The sequence below is a fragment of the Gloeothece verrucosa PCC 7822 genome (genome assembly GCF_000147335.1).
GTDB classification, from domain to species: Bacteria; Cyanobacteriota; Cyanobacteriia; order Cyanobacteriales; family Microcystaceae; genus Gloeothece; species Gloeothece verrucosa.
Genome location: NC_014501.1, coordinates 3,954,953 through 3,974,650, shown reverse-complemented (window position 1 = coordinate 3,974,650; position 19,698 = coordinate 3,954,953). Strand labels below are relative to the sequence as shown.

Sequence of the window (19,698 nt, the reverse complement as noted above, 5' to 3'; positions counted from 1 at the left end):
GGTCTGTTTTGTAGCATCATAATACTCAGTTTAAATGCACATCAGCTTAAGCATATTCACTCCGTATTTTTACAGAATTTTTGGGTAGTTTTACTGATGATTTTTACTAACCTCAGTAAATTCTCTATCTTGTTTACCTCATGAAAATTGGCTATAATATGGCAAAATAACTAATTTTTTGGTAAAATGACGTTTAAAAATTTTAATAAACAATTAATATTATTATTAATCTTGGTAGAGTCAGTAACAATAATCTATTCAGGATTGCTTTTAGCTAAAGAAAATGCACCCATTAACAAAAATCCTAAAATTGTCTTTAAACCTCCTGAAAGTGCTAAACCGAGAACCTCTGTAGGAGGAGCTTCAAGACGTGACGAAAAATGTCCAGAAGATGCTCAACAAATAGGGCCTTTTTTAACGGCTGTTATTCCAGCTAATCAACAAGCATTAACATTACAAGATCATCCAACAGTTTTAGTTTATTTACCCGCGACATCAACTGAAGTAGCCTTTTTTAGCATCACAGAAGAGACTTCATCTTCCTCTAATAAACAACAACATTATCAGACCTTTTTCCCCCTTCCTAAAAAAGCGGGAATTATTAGGCTGAAATTGCCCGCAGATGCTTTCGACTTACAAATAGGGAAAACCTATAAATGGTCTTTTGTGATGATGTGTAATAATAAACTTAGACCGGATAATCCTTCAGTAGCAGGGACCATTGAAAGAGTTGCTTTGAGTTCAACTTTGACAGAACAATTAAAACAAGCAAAACCTTTAGAACAAGCCGCCTTATACGGAGAATTCGGTCTTTGGTACGATGCTATCAATACTTTAGCAAAACTCCGTGAAGCTGACCCCAATAATTCAGAATTAATGATGGTTTGGCAAGACTTATTAAACTCAGCAACGGTAGGTCTAAATATGCTTGCTAAGCAACCCTTAGTTCATTAAATTGTGATCAGATTTGAGGTGGTAGAAGTTGAAGTTTGAAAACCTCAGAAAAGCCAATTTAAACTACACCTCGCGGGTCAACTCACCAAGAGGAACTACCATGTGGTCAACCATTAAAAAAACGCTCGAACAATGGCGAGGGATAGTGATTACAGTGCCGCCTATGGTGGCTTTAACTATCGCGGGAAGTGTCGCCGGTTTATTTCAGATGGGAGAAATGAGAGCTTTTGATTATTTTATCAGTAGGCGACCCGAAGAAAGCAGCAGTTCGAGAATTGTAATTGTTACCATTGATGAACCCGACCTACATAACTATAATTTTCCCATTCCTGATCATCAATTAGCTCAAGCAATTGAGATTATTAAAAAACAACAGCCTAGAGTGATTGGATTAGATATCTATCGAGATATGCCGGTAGAACCTGGAACTGAAGAATTGAGCAAAGTTTTTAGAGAAACGAACAATTTAATCGGAATAGAAAAAGCCACAGATCAATTCACCGCTAAGTCGGTCAATCCTCCTCATAGTATGCCGGCTGACCGAGTAGCCATCTCTAATATTGTTGTAGATCCTGATGGAAAAGTCCGTCGGGCTTTATTATCTATTGAACGGGAAAATGGCGATATTCAATTGGGCATAGCAACAGAATTAGCTTTAATTTATCTCGCTCAAGACAATATTTTTCCCGAAACAGTAAAAGCAGATAACTCTTCCTCTATAATCCAGTTGGGAAAAACCCAAATCACCCCTTTTCGTTCTGATGATGGAGGCTATGTTAATGCTGATAATGGAGGCTATCAAATTTTATTAAATTATCGAGGTGGAGAAGATAAATTTCCCACAGTTTCTTTCACCGATGTCCTGGAAGGTAAACTGCCTCGTGACTGGGCCAAAAATCGTATTGTTTTGATCGGCTCAAAAGCAGAAAGCCTCAATGATAAATTTTATACGCCTTATAATAATAAAGATCTATTCGGCAATAATCCTATAATAATGGCTGGCGTTTTTATTCATGCTAATATGGCCAATCAACTGCTGGATGCGGCTTTAGAGGGTCGCCCTTTAATTCGGGTGGTTGCTGAACCTTTAGAGACTCTCTGGGTGATCTTTTGGGGATTGGTGGGCGCTTCAATAAGTTGGTTATTTTTTGAGCAAAAGTCTTTAAATTTTAATGTGGCCTTGTTAGGGAATTTATTAATTGTTAGTATTATTCTTCCTAGCGGCATTTTAGTGGGTATTAGTTATTTAGCCTTTGTGCAAGGCTGGTGGATTCCGGTTTTTACTCCCTTTATCGCTTTAACCTTATCAGCATTAGCACTTCCCAGTTATAAAAATTATGAACTAAAGCGCATAGCCTGTTTAGATGGGTTGACTCAAATTGCTAACCGTCGTCATTTTGATCAATATTACGAACAAGTATGGGAGCGCCTTAAAGCGGCTCAACAACCGTTATCCGTTATTTTATGTGACATTGATTATTTTAAATTTTATAACGATCAATATGGACATCAAGCGGGTGATCGCTGTTTACAACAAGTGGCTCAAACCTTGGCTAAAGCAGTTCGTTCTACAGATTTTGTTGCCCGATATGGCGGAGAAGAATTTATTATTGTTTTGCCCTCAACCGATGGAGAAACCGCTTATAAAATTGGGCAAAGAATTTGTTCTCAGGTGCGAAGTTTACAAATCCCTCATAGTAAATCACGAGTCAGTCATATTGTCACCCTCAGTTGTGGGGTAGCCACCTTGATACCTGACACAGTCAGTAGTTCAGGGATTTTAATTGCTACTGCTGATAGTGCGCTTTATGAGGCTAAAGAAAAAGGGCGTAATGGTGTTGTTTTAAAATAAACTAAAGCTTATGGTCTAAGGCCTTTTCCCCTTGACACTGAGTGGAATTGAGTCCCGAAGAGCTTGGGGTTACCTGAGAGCCAATAGCCGTTAAAATAACATTACCTTCACTATCTCTCATCCAACCTTGGGCTTCAATAATCGATTCAGGGGCAGCATTAACCTTTGAAGTCTGTTTAGGGGCATCCTCACGGGATACAGGAGATGGCGAAGAACTGGAAATAACCCCCACATCAGCTATTCCTGTATTCAATTCAGGAATTTCGTAGGGATCAGTGGGAAATCCTCCTCTGCCCTTAATGACAAATTCTCCCCTCGCTAAAGTGCCGCCACTGCCGCAACTTTGGGCGACGACTTTTTCACTATCGACGATTTGAGATGGAAGGGTAACAATACCGGTTTGAGGGTCTACTTCGGGACGGTTAAAAATGACATTGCCCGGTTTTCCTAACTGTGAACTCGCTGTAATATCGCTTAAAGGCGTAGAACGAGCGCGGAATTCTATGCCAAAAAGACCGGTTTCAGTAATGGTGACTTTACCCCCAGTGCCGCTAAAAGCATTAGCACTAATATCACTGTTTTGATTGGGAACTGCAAAAATAAAGGGCGCAGTAATGGTAATATTGCCTCCATTGCCCCCGGCTTGAGCCGTACCGGCTGTGGCGGAAATGAGGCTATTATTTCGCAGGATTAATAAATTCGAAGCGTTGATAAAAATATTGCCGCCGGAGCCTGCCGTACTTTCAGCTAAAATTTTACCGTTATTGAGGGAAATCGAACGGGCATTAATGGTTAAATTGCCGGCCTCTCCTCCTCGGAAACTGCCCGCAGAAATTCGACCCCCATCAGAGACGATTAACTGGCCGGTATTAATGTTGAGATTGCCGGCGGTTCCGCTTCCGGAGAAATTGAATATCTCATAACCCGATGTAGTGGAGATCTGACTGGGTGTGATAACTCCTCTTACGGGGAGTGGTCTTGAGCCAGTCACTTCTACAGATTGAGAAGCATTAATATTAATAATCCCGCCCTTTCCTGTACTGGCTGTAATAGCGACGATTGCTCCTCCATCAGCCACAACCAAGCGTTCTGTGTTAATGGTGATGGAACCGGCATCGGCTGGGCCACCTGTAGAAGTCGTCAATAGACTATTGTCTCTGGCCGTTGCTCCCACAATTTCTACTAACTGGGCATTAATCGTCAACTGCCCTCCTCGCCCTTGACCAGTGGTCGCTAAACCAATGGCGGCTCCTTCTTGAAGGGTTAAGCGAGGTGTATTAATGATTACATTACCCCCATTCCCCTGGGTACTAGTAAGCACTGCCGCGAAAAAACCACTCGGGCGTGAGAGTGTTGGTCTTCCGCTCAGTTCTATCGCTTCAGAAGCATTAACAGTTAAGCTTCCAGCCGATTCTGTTCCTATCGCATTTACATTAATTTGCGAACTTCCCGTTAGGGTAATATTTCTGCCTCTAACTTCACCAGTTCCTCCTGCACCACTAGCATCCACCGTGCTTGTATTCGATAGGGCAATGTCTTGAAAGTTTGTCACGCCTTCATAACCCAATTGCCACCCTTGGTTAATCGGAGTCAGAGCAACAAAACTGTTATTTCCCACACTCCCGAGTTCAACTCGTCCTCCTGTAGCCGTGACATAACCTCCTTCTAGCTTTATATCACCCCCCACTAAAGCAAAAGTATTACCCGCTTTGATTTGAAGCCCGACGGTAGTAGGACTCAGTTGAGGGTTAGGGTTTTTAACTTGACTGACAGAGCGATTGATGATCGGACCTGGATTATCCGCAAATTGTAAACCAAGGGGAACACTGACGGTTAAAACTGGTGAGCTAGAGGGGTTAGTGCTGCTAAATTGAGTACCATCAGCAAATTTAATACTACTGGCGGTACTAGCCACAAAGGAACCCGACACATCGAGTTGAGCATTGGGCCCAAAGATAATTCCATTGGGATTGATGAAGAAAAAATTATTGATCCCATTAGCCCGCAGAGTTCCCTCGATGTTAGATAGGGAGCTACCCGTGACCCGAGTAAAAATATTTTTGATATTTGCCCCCTGCTCAAAAACGGCTGTGATCCCTGCGGGAATCGAAAATTCCCGGAAGCTATGGAAAAGATTATTGCCTGCCGTTCCGCCTCCAGTGATCTTATATTCATTGCCCACCCGTTGAACTTCTGTGGGGACAGTGCTATCGGGGACAATTTGACTTGAGGCTGAGGGAGCCAATAGCCATAAGACTATGAGTTTTGTAGCAATTGCCGTACTCAAAAAATAATTCAGTTTCATTACTTACTGGTCTGAGCTTCTCACTCTGGGCAATAGGATAGGAGGAACCGATACTTAAAATTTTTGCTTGGTGGGAACTGATCTAACTTTAGCTCCTATCCTCATCTTACCAGTGAATTTCAATGGATTTAACAATTTGGAAAGCTGGGACACTTGCCTGCGGCGGGGAGGGGTTTGTGAGGGGTAGTTGAAGTTTTTGTATTTTTTTGTATAATAGGAGTGGCTACTCCGTCATTATTAATTTTAGTTTCTTTGGCAAAAGACACAGAACTGAAGCTAAATGCTAAAATAATACTGGTTGCGATAGCGGTCAATTTAATAGCTGGCATAGTTAACTCCTTGAATTTCATTTCCTTCTGATACTGTTATAGTAAGCCTCTCAGCTATGCCCAGGCTTCCGAAGAAGCCCTAAAGTTTGAAAAGTTTATTTCTTGAGTGAAAGTGAATCCACTTATGTTATTCGAGGCAAAAACCTCCTTAAAGCAATCCGTAAGACCACTAAACTCTATCGCTCAAATCCTTACCGGCTAAAGTATGTTATAATCTATAGAGAAAGTTAAATTTGTTACGATAGATTAAGGATTGCCAAAAAAACAAATACATAGTATTATATTAATAAGTCAACAAGTTTCCAGTTAAAGGGTAAGGGTAAAGGTTAAGGGGCAATCGAGAGGAAGTTGCCGAATGTTCCTTAACTTTTTCCTTTTTTACTTTTTAAGCGGCTTTTCCCCCATCTAGCAAGAGAAGTTACACTAGCACCTAAGCTCTACAGAGCTAGTTAAGAGGCGTTCATTCAGCCGTTAACGGTCTAGATGGTCCGCTCGGGAGATAGCGTTTTATGACTGTAATTGTAAATTTAAGGATTGGTCTATAAATAAGCGAGGTTTTCAGCCCGACTATTGGTAATCTTTTAACAGGGGCAGCAAAAATTTGCTGTTTTCGTCAGTCAGGTTAAAGAAGGTTGAGCGACTATTGAGCAACTATGGACAGTTTAGACCGAACCAGCCAGAACAATTCTCCCAGTACACAGGAGCGAGTATTTATTTATGAGGTTGTCATATCCAGTCAACCAACTAACGCCAATAGAGGTTCTCTTTATCGTCGAAGTAGGTTGTCTTTCAGAGTTACTTACTCTCAAATGAGTCCTATGATCAAGAGAATTGCCCGCTTAGGCGGCAAAATTGTCAATATTACACCTATACCTCTAGAGGTTCAAAACCATCAAGAGGAGTGCGGAACGAGTTCCGCACCCCAATCTAAGCTACCTTGGTGGGTAAAAATTTCCACTGCCGAGCCAAAATGTCTTTATTATTTCGGTCCCTTTGATAGTGCTAATGAGGCTCAAGCGAGTAAACCTGGCTATATAGAAGATCTTTTAGAAGAAGGAGCTAAGGTAATTTTTGTCGAGATAGAACAGTCTTCTCCCAGCATCTTGACTCAGGAAGGCTAAAATCTGCAAGAGGAAACAGGGAACAGGCAAAAGGCAATAGGTAAAAAACACTCGCCCTATTTCTGATGCCGCTTTCCCCTTTTCCTTATTTTTTATGTCCTATGCCCTGTTGTTTCAATACAGGTAACAAAATTTCAAAAGCTTTGCCTCGATGACTAATCTTGTGTTTAATTTCTGGGTTCATTTCCCCAAAAGTGAGTTGAACAGAAGGAACATAAAAAATCGGATCATAGCCAAAGCCTTTTGTGCCTCTAGGTGCTTGGAGAATTTCCCCTTGACAGATCCCTTCAGCGCTAAAAGCAATGGAACCATCCGGCTCAGCGATGGCAATAGCACAGACAAAATAAGCTTGGCGGTTTGTTGTCTCCCCTAACTCTTTAAGAACCCGCTCAATGCGTTCAGTATCAGTATTTCCATAGCGGGCTGAATAAATACCGGGGGCCCCATTGAGAGCCTCTACAACCAAACCCGAATCATCAGCTATAGCCCATTCTCCCGTAGCTAGAGCCACCCCAGAGGCCTTCAAACAAGCATTAGCGATAAAAGTCTCACCGGTTTCTTCTATTTCTAGGGAGTCAGGTTTTAACTGTAATTCCCAATCCAATTCAGTTAGGTATTCTTGGAGTTCCTGCATTTTACCAGGGTTACTGGTAGCAACGATTAACTTTTTCATATTTTGACTTATAAACAGAGAGCGACCGCCCCAAAAGAATGTTTTTTTCAGAGTGCGATCGCTGTTAAATTCAATTTTAGCGATTAATAACGGGTTTCTTCCTCATATTCAGGGATTCTTTCCCGTTGTTTTTCGGGAATATTGACCCGAGGAGGATTATAGGGTTCAGGTTCCACATCATCATCCCAGACATCAGAGGCCACATCATCATATTGATAATCATAAGCTTGTTCTGGCGCATCTTCATAGCTTTGTGAGCGTTCGCGTTGGATTTCGCCCCAATTATCCTCTTCTAACTCTTCTTCTTGATAGCGCATAGCTTCTTGTCGTCGAGGAGGAGCCGCATTGCGAACCGGTTCCCACTCATCCTCATCCCATCGTTCTTCTACCACAGGTTTTTTAGCTTCCACAGGGGTCCGCACGGGGATACCTGTACCCAGTTGATTCTCCGGACGGGCAGTCGGAGGATAATAGACTTCCTCTTCTTCTTTTTCCCAAGGGGGGCGACCAATACCCAAGCGTTCTAGAAGTCCTACACTCATCCGAGTCAGGCGTTCTTCTGCTCCTTCAAAGACAATTAAGCGGTTAGGCCCACTGCTCACCACTTCTTCGATTGAGATTTCATAGGTACTGATCAACTGTTCAGGAATTTGCGGCAGTCCAATCGAAGCGATAATAATCGAAATGATTCTGCCTTCGTCGGCTGAAAATTGAAAATCGCGCACTCGGCCCAAAGGTTCACCGGTTTCTGTAATCACTTCACTGTTAACTACAGGAGTATAAGCGTCTAGATCAATGGGTTGGAATACCTCTTCATCATCAACTAAAATTACATCACCGGTTTGTCGGATACTTGAGAGGTACATATACTGAGGCATTCCCGATAAGGCCAGAATATTATCCCGTAATCCTAGGGCCACGACTTCCCGTCGGTCTATATCCACTAAAATTTCTTTAACGACTCCTAACTTCTTGCCTGTGTTACGAGTAATCACCTGAGTATTTATATATTCGGAACGTAAACGAAAGTTCTCTGTTACCATTTTTTCCTGTGTTTGAAGCTCTAGCTTCCTCTAAAAATTTAACGTAAATGTTTATAGGAGGATGATCCGCGAATCTTAATTTATTGATAATAGCTTATGATTAAAATTTTGTTACATACACTTTGAGTGCATATGCACAGCGTCTTGAAGCTTAACCTCCTAAATACAAGCTCAGAAAGCAGAGTTGGAGTTAGACATTACCTCTCCCCTACTGATCTGAGTTAGCTACACCTTTTTATCCAGTCTAACAAATCGTTTGACATTTTCTGATCAGTCCTTAGTCATTAGCCAGTTGTCGAACCCCTTTCCTTATTGAGTGGCAACTGCTCCCCAAAAATACGAAAATAAAAACAGAATAACTCAAACCTTGATCTTTACAAGAGTAATAAAGTGATGAATAGAGATGGAGAACTAGCCGCTCCTTTATCCCAGGGAGCCGTTAAAGCAGCCTCTACCTTAAGAATGGCTGGAAATATCGGGTTTTGGCTACAGTTAGTCTTCGGTGTGTTAGCGGCTGTTTTGCTGCTATTAGCGGCGGCTGGATTAACGGCGGCAGGGGACACGAAAACCATTCAAGGGGCAGGGTTCAGTCTTTTTTGTGCTACTGGAGGGATTTTAGCCCTAATTATCAGCCTTATCTTTTTCTTCCGTTATCGAAAAATTGCCCAATTAATTCAATATGGAGACCCCGCCATTCGTCCGCACAAAAAATCCACTCTCCAAGCCATTAAACTTGGATTAGTGGCCAATTTGCTGGGAATGCTCTTAGCGATTTTGGGGGCTGAATCTTTTGTCGGTGTTCTTTGGCAAAAATTGTCTAGTCTTCCTCAAGGAACCACCATTTATAATACTTCTCAATTGCCGCAACCGAATGAAATTTTATTAGTTTTGGCGAATACTCACACCATTTTTTGTCATTTTATCGGGATTGTTATTGCTTTATTGCTGTTAGATCGTCTCAATAAATAAAAAGATAAATTATGCAACGAACTCGCCTAAATACCCTAGTCGATGCAACGGCTTTTAGGATACAACGCTTTTTAAGTAATCCTTGGCGGCGTATTTCTGTATTATTAATTGGTTTTCTGGGGGGATTTTTTGCCGCTCAAGCAATTTCCACAACCGGCGGACAAAAAGCCGACTTAGACGTAGTGATGGCCGCGTTAATTTTGCTCTTTACAGAAGGGGCGAGTATTTTTGTTTATCGTTTTTCTGGCCGGCCATCAAAAGCCGGGGAAGTGCGGCAATGGCTTTTTGTCGAGACTTTAAATTTATTTAAAATGGGCATGATTTACGGGTTATTTCTAGAAGCATTTAAGCTTGGATCTTAAATTTTTGTGGCTTGGGATATGTCAATTATAGATAGTTTAAAATCTCTAAGTGCTGGTGAGGGACTCTCAAGAGAAAAGTTAAAAGATTTATATAATCAAGAGTTAACTAACTCTCTAGCCGCCAACCCTTGGGAAATTACGGCAGAAAATGGCTTAGAAAAGATTCAAGAGCGCTCCTTTTGGTTTACACAAGTCTATCCCCAAGTTAAGCAACTCAGTCAACAATTAGGCTTAAAAGATTCAGAAATGATAGGAGTCACCCTGTGGCGGCTGTGGTTACCCTTAGCCTTACAATTAGCTGAAGCCAAACAGAGGAAAGGATCACCCTATATTGTCGGTATTTTAGGGGGTCAAGGAACGGGTAAAACCACTCTGACAACCATTATCCATACTATTTTAGCGGCTATGAATTATAGGAGTTTTGGCTTCTCCATTGATGATATTTATAAAACCTATCAAGAACGACAACTTTTAAAAACTCAGGAAGGTTTAATTTGGCGTGGGCCTCCTGGGACTCATGATCTTGAAGCAGGGTTAAAAGTTTTAGATCAAGTCCTTCAAACTGAGCGAACTGAACCAATTTTAATTCCTCGTTTTAAAAAATCTCTCTACAATGGTGAAGGGGATAGAATTGAACCGCAACCCCTGACTGGAGTAATAGATATTGTTATCTTCGAGGGTTGGTTTGTAGGAGTTCGCCCCCTTGATGATACTGTTTTTGAAAGCTTATCCTGTCCGATTGCTTGTGAAGATAAACCTTTTGCTCGCTCTTGTAATCAGCGTTTGAAGGATTATTTACCTTTGTGGGAGCGATTAGACTATTTAATCATCTTAAATCCTCGGGATTATCGCCTCAGTAAACAATGGCGTAAAGAAGCAGAACATCAAATGAGATCCAGGGGAGAAAATGGGATGAGTGATGATGAAATTGAGCAATTTGTTGACTATTTTTGGCAAGCTTTACATCCTGAATTATTTATTACGCCTTTAACCCAAAACCCCGGAGCGGCTGATTTAGTGGTGGAAATTAACTCAGATCATAGTCCTGGGAAAATTTATAAGCCTCAATATAGCATTTCCTAGACTACTGAGGGACAAAGTTCTGGATTTTAGGGAACAGGGAATAAAATTTAAGGTGTAATAAAAAAATCCTGCTGATCAGGCAGGATCATCTAAGCTCTTTACACCCATACTCAATAAACAAAGAGTAATTAATTAGCTTTCAATAACTTGTAAAAAGTTATTTTTTAATCGTATCAGGAACCGAATTTTGGGGTTTTGTGGTTGTTGGGGTTACCTGGGGTTTAGTTGGATTTTGAACAGGATCAATGGTTTGAGAACTCGGTTTTGGATTTTCACCAGAAGTATTGGTCATTTGTTCCAATCTTGGCTGAGAAACCGAACTTGTTCCCGGCTGAGATTCGCTGTTAGTTTCCGAAGTAGAGGAAGACCCATCAGGCGACGACGGTTTATCATTCATTGGTGTTAGTTGCTCAGGAGTTTGAGACGGTGTATCTTCTGTCATCGTCTCGGAAGTGCTTGGGTTAGATGTATTTCCCGAGTCAGGTTTGGCAGAATTTTGAGCTAAAACTGGCCAACTTAAACAAAGGCTAAGTGCTGCCACACTTAAACCACTTAAAAAACGAATTTTCATAAAATTGTCCTCACTTTTTTTAACTAGGTATTAGGTGAAGGATAAAAGGGAATTGAACGCTAACAAGTTTTATTAACACAGGCAAAAGTAAAATTTTAGATAAATTTTAAACCCAAAAATAAAACTCTATCTAAAGGAATAGAAAGTTACCAATTTAATTAATAAATATTAAAAAAATAGAAAACTAATTTAATAAAATTTCGCTCTAGGTTATCGCCTACTTTTTACGACTTTTGGACTAATCCTTATTGCTTATTGGGTTGTTCGTTTCCCCTGCCCATTTAAACCATAACCAGGGACTTTAATCCCTGGCTAAATAACAGTAATAAAAGTTTTAAAGGGAATTAACGGTCTACAGAACCCATAATAATGTCGATACTTCCCAAGATAGCGACAATATCAGCTACTTTTACCCCTTTCAAAATATGAGGCAAAATTTGCAGATTATTGAAATCAGCCGCGCGAATTTTCCAACGCCAGGGAAAAACATCATCATTACCAATAATAAAGATGCCTAATTCACCTTTCCCGCTTTCTAGACGAACATAGTGTTCACCAGCAGGAATTTTAAAGGTAGGAGCAATCTTTTTAGCGATATATTGGTACTCAAAATCATTCCACTGAGATTTTTTCCCTTCCATCAAGCGCTTGGCTTCCAGGTTTTCATAGGGGCCGCCCGGCAGACCTTTAAGAGCTTGACGAATAATTTTCACCGATTCGCGCATTTCCCGAATACGAACGAGGTAACGAGCAAAACAATCACCCCCCGTTTCCCAGTGAACCTCCCAGTCGAAATCGTCATAACATTCATAGTGGTCCACTTTGCGTAAATCCCACTTCACCCCAGAAGCGCGTAACATCGGGCCTGAAAGACTCCAGTTAATCGCCTCGTCTCGGGTAATAGTGCCAACCCCTTCAACCCGGCGGCGGAAAATCGGGTTATCGGTGATTAACCTTTCGTACTCATCCACTTTCGGGTCAAAATAATCACAGAAGTCTTCACACTTATCGACCCAACCATAGGGCAAATCTACCGCTACCCCACCGATGCGGAAATAATTGTTATTAACCATGCGATAACCGCTAGCGGCTTCCCAGAGGTCATAAATCATTTCCCGTTCTCGGAAAATATAGAAAAAGGGAGTTTGAGCGCCAACGTCCGCCATAAAGGGGCCTAACCATAATAAGTGGTTAGCAATGCGGTTGAGTTCCAACATGATCACGCGGATATATTGCGCCCGTTTTGGTACTTCAATATTCGCTAATTTTTCCGGCGCATTGACGGTAATCGCTTCATTAAACATCCCCGCCGCGTAGTCCCAACGGCTAACATAGGGAACGTACATAATGTTTGTGCGATTTTCGGCAATTTTCTCCATCCCTCGGTGAAGATAACCAATGACGGGTTCACAGTCGACTACATCTTCGCCATCGAGGGTGACTATTAGACGGAGAACGCCGTGCATTGAGGGATGGTGGGGACCCATGTTAAGAACCATGGGTTCGGTACGGGTTTCGATTTTCATGGTCTAGTGACTTGCTACACTTTGGTGATGTCGTTTTAACCTTGATGTCGGACAATCGACACCTCTGTTTAAATCATTATAAAGGGATTGAAAATTAGAAATGACGCTTTTGAGCAAAAATATTGAGTTTAGTTAGGGGAGTCCTTGCTCCCATTCGTAACTTATAGGGAAAAAAGGCGACAGGCATTCCGCAGCGATGTGCGCTTTCTCGGATTTAATAAACTGTTTCCCTTGCTTGAGCTATCATGATTAATTTTCAATGGTTTAGCGGCTCGTCAGGCAAAATCGGCTGTTATTATAAAATAAGACTTTTTGAAAAAAAGTTAGGTAAGTCTGTGTCCTTTAATGATTAATGAATTTGCTTTTTTTAACTTTAGGAAATATCTATTATGTATGACCTACAACTTAAAGGATTTGAAAATAATCTCACTACAGATATTTTAAAAAATATTGAATATTTAAAGGAACATCTTGATGATATTCTCGAAGTCTCTGAAAAAATATTAATTAAAAATTTAATCAATGAGACAGAATTTTGTCTAGAGCAAGTAAAAGATAACTCAAAATCCTATCAACAAAAAACCGTTATTTTTGAAAAACTAACGGAGCATTTAAATCGAGTACTTCAACATTATAAACAGTACATTGATAAATTTAATGATAATTTTATAGCTATTAGTTTATACTATTTAAAGAATTATTCAACAGCTTATTTTAGACTTTTTGGGGCACTTTTTTTTATTAATGAAGGAAAAACAGGTCAGTATAAAGATGATCTTGAGAGAGTTGTTAAAGGTTTTAATATACTCGCTGAAACAATTGACGTTTTTTATGATTGTTTTTCTATTTCAACACTAAAACAAATTTATGAGAGTGCTAAACATACAATATTTGTTTCTGAACGCAATCAAAAAAGATATTGGGAAAGCGAGTTAGAGTTATCAAATTTGTTCACTCAGCTTAGAGCTTATAGTAGTCTTATTATTTTGAAGCTCAAAGACTATATTGAGCAGTCAAATAGCTCTTTTGACTTTTGGGAATCTGTACAAGAGTTTCGAGAAAAAAATAATCTCGATGAAGAGGGAATAGAACCCGAAGAATGGTTACAAAATCTGCGAGATGATGCCCAGGACGTGAGGTAAATTTGTGAGCTTACGTTACCTGCTTGATACAAATATTTTATCAGAAATACCTCGAAAAAGTCCTAATGCGAATGTGATGGCTAAATTGGAAGAACATCAAAGAGAAATTGCCACAGCCGCTATTGTTTTAGATGAGATTATTTATGGTTGTAACTGCTTACCCCCTTCTAAAAAACGTCAAAACATAGAAAAATTTATCAACAATGTCATTCTCCCAAGAATTCCGATACTTCCTTATAATACAGAAGCCGCTATGTGGCATGGCGTAGAAAGAGCGAGATTAAAGAAAATGGGTAAAACTCGTCCTTTTGCCGATGGTCAAATAGCCGCCATTGCTTATGTAAATAACTTAATTATCGTGACGAACAATGTGTCAGACTTTGATGGCTTTAAGAACCTACAGGTAGAGAATTGGCATTTAGATCAATGATGAATTAGATCAAGATTTTGAGGAGATTGAATTTTGGTGTTAATAACTCCTAAAGATGATAAAATATGCCGATAACAATTTTGCGGGAAAACTTCTGGCATTAAAAGTAAAATCACCAGCATGAGTAAACAGCGAGTTTTATCGGGGGTACAACCCACAGGTAACTTACATTTAGGTAACTATTTAGGGGCGATTCGCAATTGGGTCGATCTTCAGCACGAATATGATAATTTCTTTTGTGTGGTGGACTTACACGCCATTACCGTTCCACACGACCCCAAAAAATTAGCTCATGATACTTATAATATAGCTGCCCTATATTTAGCTTGTGGCATTGATCTACAGTATTCTACGATTTTTGTACAATCTCATGTCAGCGCTCATAGTGAACTGACCTGGTTATTAAACTGTATCACTCCCCTAAACTGGCTCGAACGCATGATCCAGTTCAAGGAAAAAGCGAAAAAACAAGGAGAAAATGTCGGTGTGGGTTTGCTGGATTACCCAGTGTTAATGGCTGCCGATATTTTACTCTATGATGCCGATAAAGTTCCTGTGGGAGAAGACCAAAAACAACACCTAGAACTGACCCGAGACATTGCCGCACGAATCAATGATCAATTTGGCAGCCCGACTCAACCGGTCTTAAAAGTGCCTGAACCTTTGATCCGCAAAGAAGGGGCGCGGGTGATGAGTCTAACGGATGGAACTAGCAAAATGTCTAAGTCTGATCCCTCGGATATGAGTCGTATTAATTTACTAGATCCACCTGAACTGATTGAGAAAAAAATTAAGCGTTGTAAGACTGATCCCGTTCGAGGATTGACCTTTGATGATCCTGAACGTCCTGAGTGTAATAATTTGCTCAATTTATATGCCATACTTTCTGGTAAGACTAAAGAAGAAGTGGCTACAGAGTGTGGGGATCTCGGTTGGGGACAATTTAAGCCTTTGCTAACTGAAGCGGTTATCAATAGCCTGAGTCCTATTCAAGAAAAATATACCGAAATTATCAATGATAGAGGCTATTTAGATTCTGTTTTACGGGAAGGCCGTCATAAAGCCAATCTAGTGGCTCATCAAACTTTAACTCGAGTTAAAGAAGCTCTTGGTTTTTTACTTGTCCTTTAGCTAACCCGCTCAAAGTCCCACGTCCTACGCGCAGTGAGGCATGGGATGAATCGCGGAACAATATTGATCATAAGACCAATAAATTATAACCTTGTATTGGTTGATCCCCGCCCAGAGGTAGGAACAGACAGGTTAACATCAAAGTAGTCAGCCTTAGCTCAGCCTAATGACTAATGACTAATAACTAATGACTAATGACTAATGACTAATAACTAATAACTAATAACTAATAACTAATAACTAATAAAATTATGATTAACAATTTTCGTCAGGCTGTTAAAGAAAAAAATTTTTTAATTACGGCTGAGGTTTGCCCTCCAAAAGGAGGTAATCCAGCAAGAATGTTAAAAATGGCAGAATGCTTAAAAGGACGAGTTCATGCTGTCAATATTACTGATGGTAGTCGTGCCGTTTTGCGGATGTCTTCCTTAGCCGCTTCTGTTATCCTCTTAAAAAATGGCATTGAACCCATCTGTCAAATGGCTTGTCGAGACCGTAACGCCATTGGGCTACAAGCAGATTTAATGGGGGCTTATGCTTTAGGAATTCGCAATATTTTGGCTTTAACCGGTGATCCGATGAAAGCCGGGGACCACAAAAAAGGACGGTCTGTTTTTGAATTAGAATCTGTCCGCTTGCTCAAAGTTATTGATAAACTAAATCAGGGTTTTGATTTGAATAATCAACCTCTTCCTGATGAAGCCTTAGATTTATTTCCGGGGGCGGCGGTTGATCCTCAATCCGAAAGTTGGTCAGGTTTAAAGACCCGTTTTGAACGTAAACTAGCCGCCGGGGCGCAATTTTTCCAAAGCCAACTAATTACTGATTTTGATCGCTTAGATAAATTTATGCACCAGATAGCATCCGCCACCGATAAGCCGGTCTTAGCGGGTATTTTTCTGCTGAAATCTGCTAAAAATGCCATTTTCATTAAGCGTAATGTACCCGGGGTTCATATTCCTGATGAAATCATAAAACGTCTTGGCGAAGCAAGCGATCCTCTTTTAGAAGGAGTAAAAATCGCAGCCGAACAAGTCAAAATGGCCCAACAACTCTGTCATGGGGTTCATTTAATGGCCATTAAGCGAGAAGATTTAATTCCTCAAATTCTCGAACAAGCCGGAATTGCCCCTATTGAATAAACCTCAGTCAAAATCTCGGGCCAAAGCCAAGCATTCTCAAAAAGCTCCTTTGCGCCCTTTGCGCTCTATCAAAAAACAAAAACTTTGACAGCTTGTCTTTTGACAGCCTTGTAGGTTTCCAGTAGGATAGACTTCTATGCAAATCTATCTACAATCTCTCATGGATGCCAATACCGAAAAAGATCAGCGTGGAATAATCCAGAAATTTAGCTGCAATTTTCAAAAAAATAAACTGATTAGTATTGGTGTTGTGCCTACAGGTTATATTTCTATCGGAATAGTGCCGATGGGGCTAATTGCGATTGGAATTGTGCCGATGGGATTGGTATCTTTTGGGGTTGTAGCGATGGGGACCATTGCCGGGGGGTTAGTGTCTATGGGAATATTGACCGCAGGTTCCCAAACAATGGGATTAATGAGTTGGGGAGCTAATCCAGTTGGCCCCACACACGAGGAAATACACTCACCCACTCAGAAAAACCTTTCCGATCCCAATCAAGAGCAAGGTCATCATCACCATCACCATCATTAATCAATGGTGGCTGAGTTGGGCGGCTTATGTTGAGAGACGCGCCTCATTCCTTTAGATAGATAAGCCAAAATAAAAACAGTCAACCCCATCATGCCAAAATTAAAAAACCGGGTTGTCAGTATTACAGTGCCGATCACCAGTAACGCGAGTAAGTAAAATTGGATTTTTGTTGACATAGATATAGTTTACAATACATTAAATAGACTTTTCTTGATTTTAGCGGCGCAGTTTTTCAACCTGAGTTCCATAACTCTTTTAAAAAAAATCAATATCATAAAATCCAAGTTTTGTCAATAACCATTAGAAATAAACCTGTCGCTCTCAGAGGTGGACATTCTCCGGTTAACCGGCAGAGTTCAGAAATTCTTCATTTTTAAAAACTAAAATAGCCTGATGTAAGTGATCAGCACAAGGGATATTTTAATATAGATATTATTATAGACATTAACCTATGGCTGAACTCAATCCAATAGTAGAGACTAAGCAAAAAAAACAACTTCGCAAATGTCCAACAGGTATTAGCGGCTTAGATGAAATTACCGGTGGAGGATTGCCTCAAGGTCGCCCCACCTTAGTCTGTGGTTCAGCCGGTTGCGGGAAAACGTTGATGGGGGTAGAATTTTTAGTCCGGGGGGCAACCGAATATGATGAACCCGGAATATTGATGTCTTTTGAAGAAACTGCCCAAGAATTAACGGAAAATGTCATTTCTTTGGGATGGGATTTAGCTGAATTAATCGCTCAAAAAAAATTAATCATCGATCATGTCTCCATTGATCCTCAAGAGATTGCCGAAACCGGAGACTATGACTTAGAAGCCCTCTTTATTCGTTTAGGCTGTGCTATTCAGGAAATAGGGGCGAAAAGAGTGCTTTTAGATACTACTGAAGTGTTATTTGCGGGTTTATCCAATGCAGCCATCGTGCGCTCAGAATTGCGTCGGTTGTTTCACTGGTTAAAAGCGCAAGAAGTCACCACCATTATCACCGGCGAACGAGGCGAAAAAACCTTAACTCGTCAAGGGTTAGAAGAATATGTCTCTGATTGCGTGATCCGTTTAGATCAACGGGTAGACGATGAATTATCCACTCGACGCTTGCAAATAGTTAAATATCGAGGGTCGAGTCATGGTAGTAATGAATATCCTTTTTTAATCGAAGAAAATGGTATTTCAGTTTTACCCATCACCTCTTTAGGATTAGAGCATAAAGTATCTAATGAGCGCGTCTCTTCTGGTATTCCCCGATTGGATAAGATGTTAGGGGGACAGGGATACTATCGCAATAGCAGTATTTTAATTACAGGAACAGCAGGAACCGGTAAAAGTACCCTCGCCGCTCATTTTGCCGCCGCGACCTGCCGGCGAGGCGAACGTTGTCTATATATGGCGCTCGAAGAAGCCCCTCAGCAAATTCTTCGTAATATGCGCTCAGTGGGATTAGATTTAAACCCTTTTATCGCACAAGAATTATTAAAATTCTATGCAGTACGTCCCACCACTTATGGTTTAGAAATGCACTTAGTCAAAATTCATAATTGGATCAAAACCTTTGCACCTAGCACGGTGATTATTGATCCCATGAGTAATTTAAGTTTAACAGGTAATCTGATTCAGACCAAAGCCTTTTTTATGCGGCTAATTGATTATTTCAAATCTGAGAAAATTACGGTTTTATTGACCAATCTTACCCCAGGTGGCAGTCCTCTAGAACATACAGAAATAGGGGTATCTTCTTTAATGGATACCTGGTTAGAAATTCGTACACTAGAAACAAATGGAGAAAGAAATCGAATTTTATATGTTCTCAAATCTCGGGGTATGGATCATTCTAATCAAGTGCGAGAACTGCTATTTAAGAGTGAGGGAGTAGAACTTCTCGATGTTTATTTAGGCTTGGGAACAGTGCTGACCGGTACAGCACGAGTGGCACAAGAAACACAAGAAAACTTAGAAAGGGTAAAACAACAGCAAGAAATAGAACGAAAAAAACGAGAATACAAGCGTAGAGCCGCCGTAGCCAAAGCTCAAATCGAAGCTCTGCAAGCCCAGTTAGAAGCCGAACAAGAAGAATTAGATGTTTTGAGCTTACAGGAACAACACTATCAAACACAATTTGTTAAAGACCAAGCCAAGATGGCACAATTACGAAAAGCAGATACATGAAGTTTATTTAAAAATAGGAGCCAAAAAAGATGATGAGGAGTCAATTAGAATGAATGAAGATCAAATTAATACTATAGAGACTGAAATTTGGGAATTAAGGCTTTATGTGGCTGGACAAACACCTAAATCGGTTATGGCTTTTGCCAATTTAAAAAAAATTTGTGAAGAATATCTTCAGGGTCAATATAGGATAGAAGTCATAGATTTATTGCAACATCCTCAGTTAGCCAGACAAGATCAAATTTTTGCTATTCCTACCCTCGTTAAAAAATTACCTCCTCCTATTAAACAAATTATTGGAGATTTGTCCAACAAAGAAAAAGTTTTAATCGGACTTGATATTGAAAAAGTTAAATGTTAAAAAGTGGA

The 19,698-nt window shown here is 40.3% G+C and carries 20 protein-coding genes; 13 read left to right on the top strand and 7 right to left on the bottom strand.

From position 1 onward, the window contains the following. The first annotated feature begins 186 nt into the window (after nucleotides 1-186). Nucleotides 187-954, top strand: a complete 768-nt coding sequence (locus tag CYAN7822_RS17570) for a DUF928 domain-containing protein (RefSeq protein WP_013323602.1) — start codon at nucleotides 187-189, stop codon at nucleotides 952-954. Between the two features lie 100 nt (nucleotides 955-1,054). Continuing rightward, entirely contained in the window at nucleotides 1,055-2,806 is a 1,752-nt protein-coding gene (locus CYAN7822_RS17565) for a CHASE2 domain-containing protein (protein ID WP_013323601.1), read from the top strand. Between the two features lies 1 nt (nucleotide 2,807). Here the strand turns inward: CYAN7822_RS17565 and CYAN7822_RS17560 are convergent, their stop codons facing one another. Then, on the bottom strand, nucleotides 2,808-5,111 hold the full coding sequence (locus CYAN7822_RS17560; RefSeq protein ID WP_013323600.1) for a two-partner secretion domain-containing protein: 2,304 nt from the start codon (nucleotides 5,109-5,111) through the stop codon (nucleotides 2,808-2,810). 128 nt (nucleotides 5,112-5,239) lie between these two features. Beyond that, nucleotides 5,240-5,440, bottom strand: coding sequence for a hypothetical protein (locus CYAN7822_RS17555; protein WP_013323599.1), 201 nt, complete (start codon nucleotides 5,438-5,440; stop codon nucleotides 5,240-5,242). A gap of 653 nt (nucleotides 5,441-6,093) precedes the next feature. On the opposite strand from CYAN7822_RS17555, the gene CYAN7822_RS17550 reads away from it, so the two are divergent. Continuing rightward, nucleotides 6,094-6,561 (top strand): DUF1816 domain-containing protein, encoded by a 468-nt coding sequence (locus tag CYAN7822_RS17550; RefSeq protein WP_013323598.1) that lies wholly within the window; start codon nucleotides 6,094-6,096, stop codon nucleotides 6,559-6,561. Between the two features lie 85 nt (nucleotides 6,562-6,646). Here the strand turns inward: CYAN7822_RS17550 and rdgB are convergent, their stop codons facing one another. After that, complete coding sequence (gene rdgB, locus CYAN7822_RS17545) at nucleotides 6,647-7,234, bottom strand: RdgB/HAM1 family non-canonical purine NTP pyrophosphatase (protein ID WP_013323597.1); 588 nt, start codon at nucleotides 7,232-7,234, stop codon at nucleotides 6,647-6,649. A gap of 83 nt (nucleotides 7,235-7,317) precedes the next feature. Then, complete coding sequence (locus CYAN7822_RS17540; RefSeq protein WP_013323596.1) at nucleotides 7,318-8,277, bottom strand: PRC-barrel domain-containing protein; 960 nt, start codon at nucleotides 8,275-8,277, stop codon at nucleotides 7,318-7,320. Nucleotides 8,278-8,670: 393 nt separating this feature from the next. Between CYAN7822_RS17540 and CYAN7822_RS17535 the strand changes: the two genes are divergently transcribed. From CYAN7822_RS17535 to CYAN7822_RS17525, 3 genes are read left to right on the top strand one after another with little or no spacing between them, the layout of a single operon-like run. After that, a complete protein-coding gene (locus CYAN7822_RS17535; RefSeq protein WP_013323595.1) occupies nucleotides 8,671-9,246 on the top strand; it encodes a DUF3611 family protein in 576 nt (191 codons plus the stop codon). Nucleotides 9,247-9,257: 11 nt separating this feature from the next. Beyond that, nucleotides 9,258-9,608, top strand: coding sequence for a DUF565 domain-containing protein (locus CYAN7822_RS17530; RefSeq protein WP_013323594.1), 351 nt, complete (start codon nucleotides 9,258-9,260; stop codon nucleotides 9,606-9,608). 18 nt (nucleotides 9,609-9,626) lie between these two features. Further along, on the top strand, nucleotides 9,627-10,691 hold the full coding sequence (locus CYAN7822_RS17525; RefSeq protein WP_013323593.1) for a hypothetical protein: 1,065 nt from the start codon (nucleotides 9,627-9,629) through the stop codon (nucleotides 10,689-10,691). Between the two features lie 157 nt (nucleotides 10,692-10,848). Here CYAN7822_RS17525 and CYAN7822_RS17520 read toward each other — a convergent pair whose 3' ends face one another. Then, entirely contained in the window at nucleotides 10,849-11,262 is a 414-nt protein-coding gene (locus tag CYAN7822_RS17520) for a hypothetical protein (RefSeq protein WP_013323592.1), read from the bottom strand. Between the two features lie 344 nt (nucleotides 11,263-11,606). After that, the gene (locus CYAN7822_RS17515) at nucleotides 11,607-12,788 is read right to left on the bottom strand and encodes an NAD(P)H-quinone oxidoreductase subunit H (protein WP_013323591.1); all 1,182 of its coding nucleotides are present in this window, start codon (nucleotides 12,786-12,788) and stop codon (nucleotides 11,607-11,609) included. A gap of 389 nt (nucleotides 12,789-13,177) precedes the next feature. Here CYAN7822_RS17515 and CYAN7822_RS17510 point away from each other — a divergent pair, with 389 nt between their 5' ends. The 5 genes from CYAN7822_RS17510 (at nucleotide 13,178) to CYAN7822_RS17490 (ending at nucleotide 17,165) form a co-directional block, all read left to right on the top strand. Continuing rightward, nucleotides 13,178-13,930 carry a hypothetical protein gene (locus CYAN7822_RS17510; protein ID WP_013323590.1) on the top strand — a complete coding sequence of 251 codons (753 nt, stop codon included), beginning with the start codon at nucleotides 13,178-13,180 and terminating at the stop codon, nucleotides 13,928-13,930. Nucleotides 13,931-13,934: 4 nt separating this feature from the next. Beyond that, nucleotides 13,935-14,360 (top strand): type II toxin-antitoxin system VapC family toxin, encoded by a 426-nt coding sequence (locus tag CYAN7822_RS17505; RefSeq protein WP_013323589.1) that lies wholly within the window; start codon nucleotides 13,935-13,937, stop codon nucleotides 14,358-14,360. A 120-nt stretch (nucleotides 14,361-14,480) separates the two neighbouring features. Then, a complete protein-coding gene (gene trpS, locus CYAN7822_RS17500) occupies nucleotides 14,481-15,491 on the top strand; it encodes a tryptophan--tRNA ligase (RefSeq protein WP_013323588.1) in 1,011 nt (336 codons plus the stop codon). A 251-nt stretch (nucleotides 15,492-15,742) separates the two neighbouring features. Continuing rightward, nucleotides 15,743-16,633, top strand: coding sequence for a methylenetetrahydrofolate reductase (locus CYAN7822_RS17495; protein WP_013323587.1), 891 nt, complete (start codon nucleotides 15,743-15,745; stop codon nucleotides 16,631-16,633). A gap of 160 nt (nucleotides 16,634-16,793) precedes the next feature. Beyond that, nucleotides 16,794-17,165: a hypothetical protein gene (locus CYAN7822_RS17490; protein WP_071881443.1), complete on the top strand. Its 372-nt coding sequence runs from the start codon at nucleotides 16,794-16,796 to the stop codon at nucleotides 17,163-17,165. Here the strand turns inward: CYAN7822_RS17490 and CYAN7822_RS17485 are convergent. Then, nucleotides 17,162-17,341: a hypothetical protein gene (locus tag CYAN7822_RS17485; protein WP_013323585.1), complete on the bottom strand. Its 180-nt coding sequence runs from the start codon at nucleotides 17,339-17,341 to the stop codon at nucleotides 17,162-17,164. The genes CYAN7822_RS17490 and CYAN7822_RS17485 overlap by 4 nt on opposite strands. A 275-nt stretch (nucleotides 17,342-17,616) precedes the next feature. Between CYAN7822_RS17485 and kaiC the strand changes: the two genes are divergently transcribed. Next, nucleotides 17,617-19,329, top strand: coding sequence for a circadian clock protein KaiC (gene kaiC, locus CYAN7822_RS17480; RefSeq protein WP_013323584.1), 1,713 nt, complete (start codon nucleotides 17,617-17,619; stop codon nucleotides 19,327-19,329). A 49-nt stretch (nucleotides 19,330-19,378) separates the two neighbouring features. After that, nucleotides 19,379-19,690 carry a circadian clock protein KaiB gene (kaiB, locus tag CYAN7822_RS17475; RefSeq protein ID WP_013323583.1) on the top strand — a complete coding sequence of 104 codons (312 nt, stop codon included), beginning with the start codon at nucleotides 19,379-19,381 and terminating at the stop codon, nucleotides 19,688-19,690. The last annotated feature ends 8 nt before the right edge of the window (nucleotides 19,691-19,698 follow it).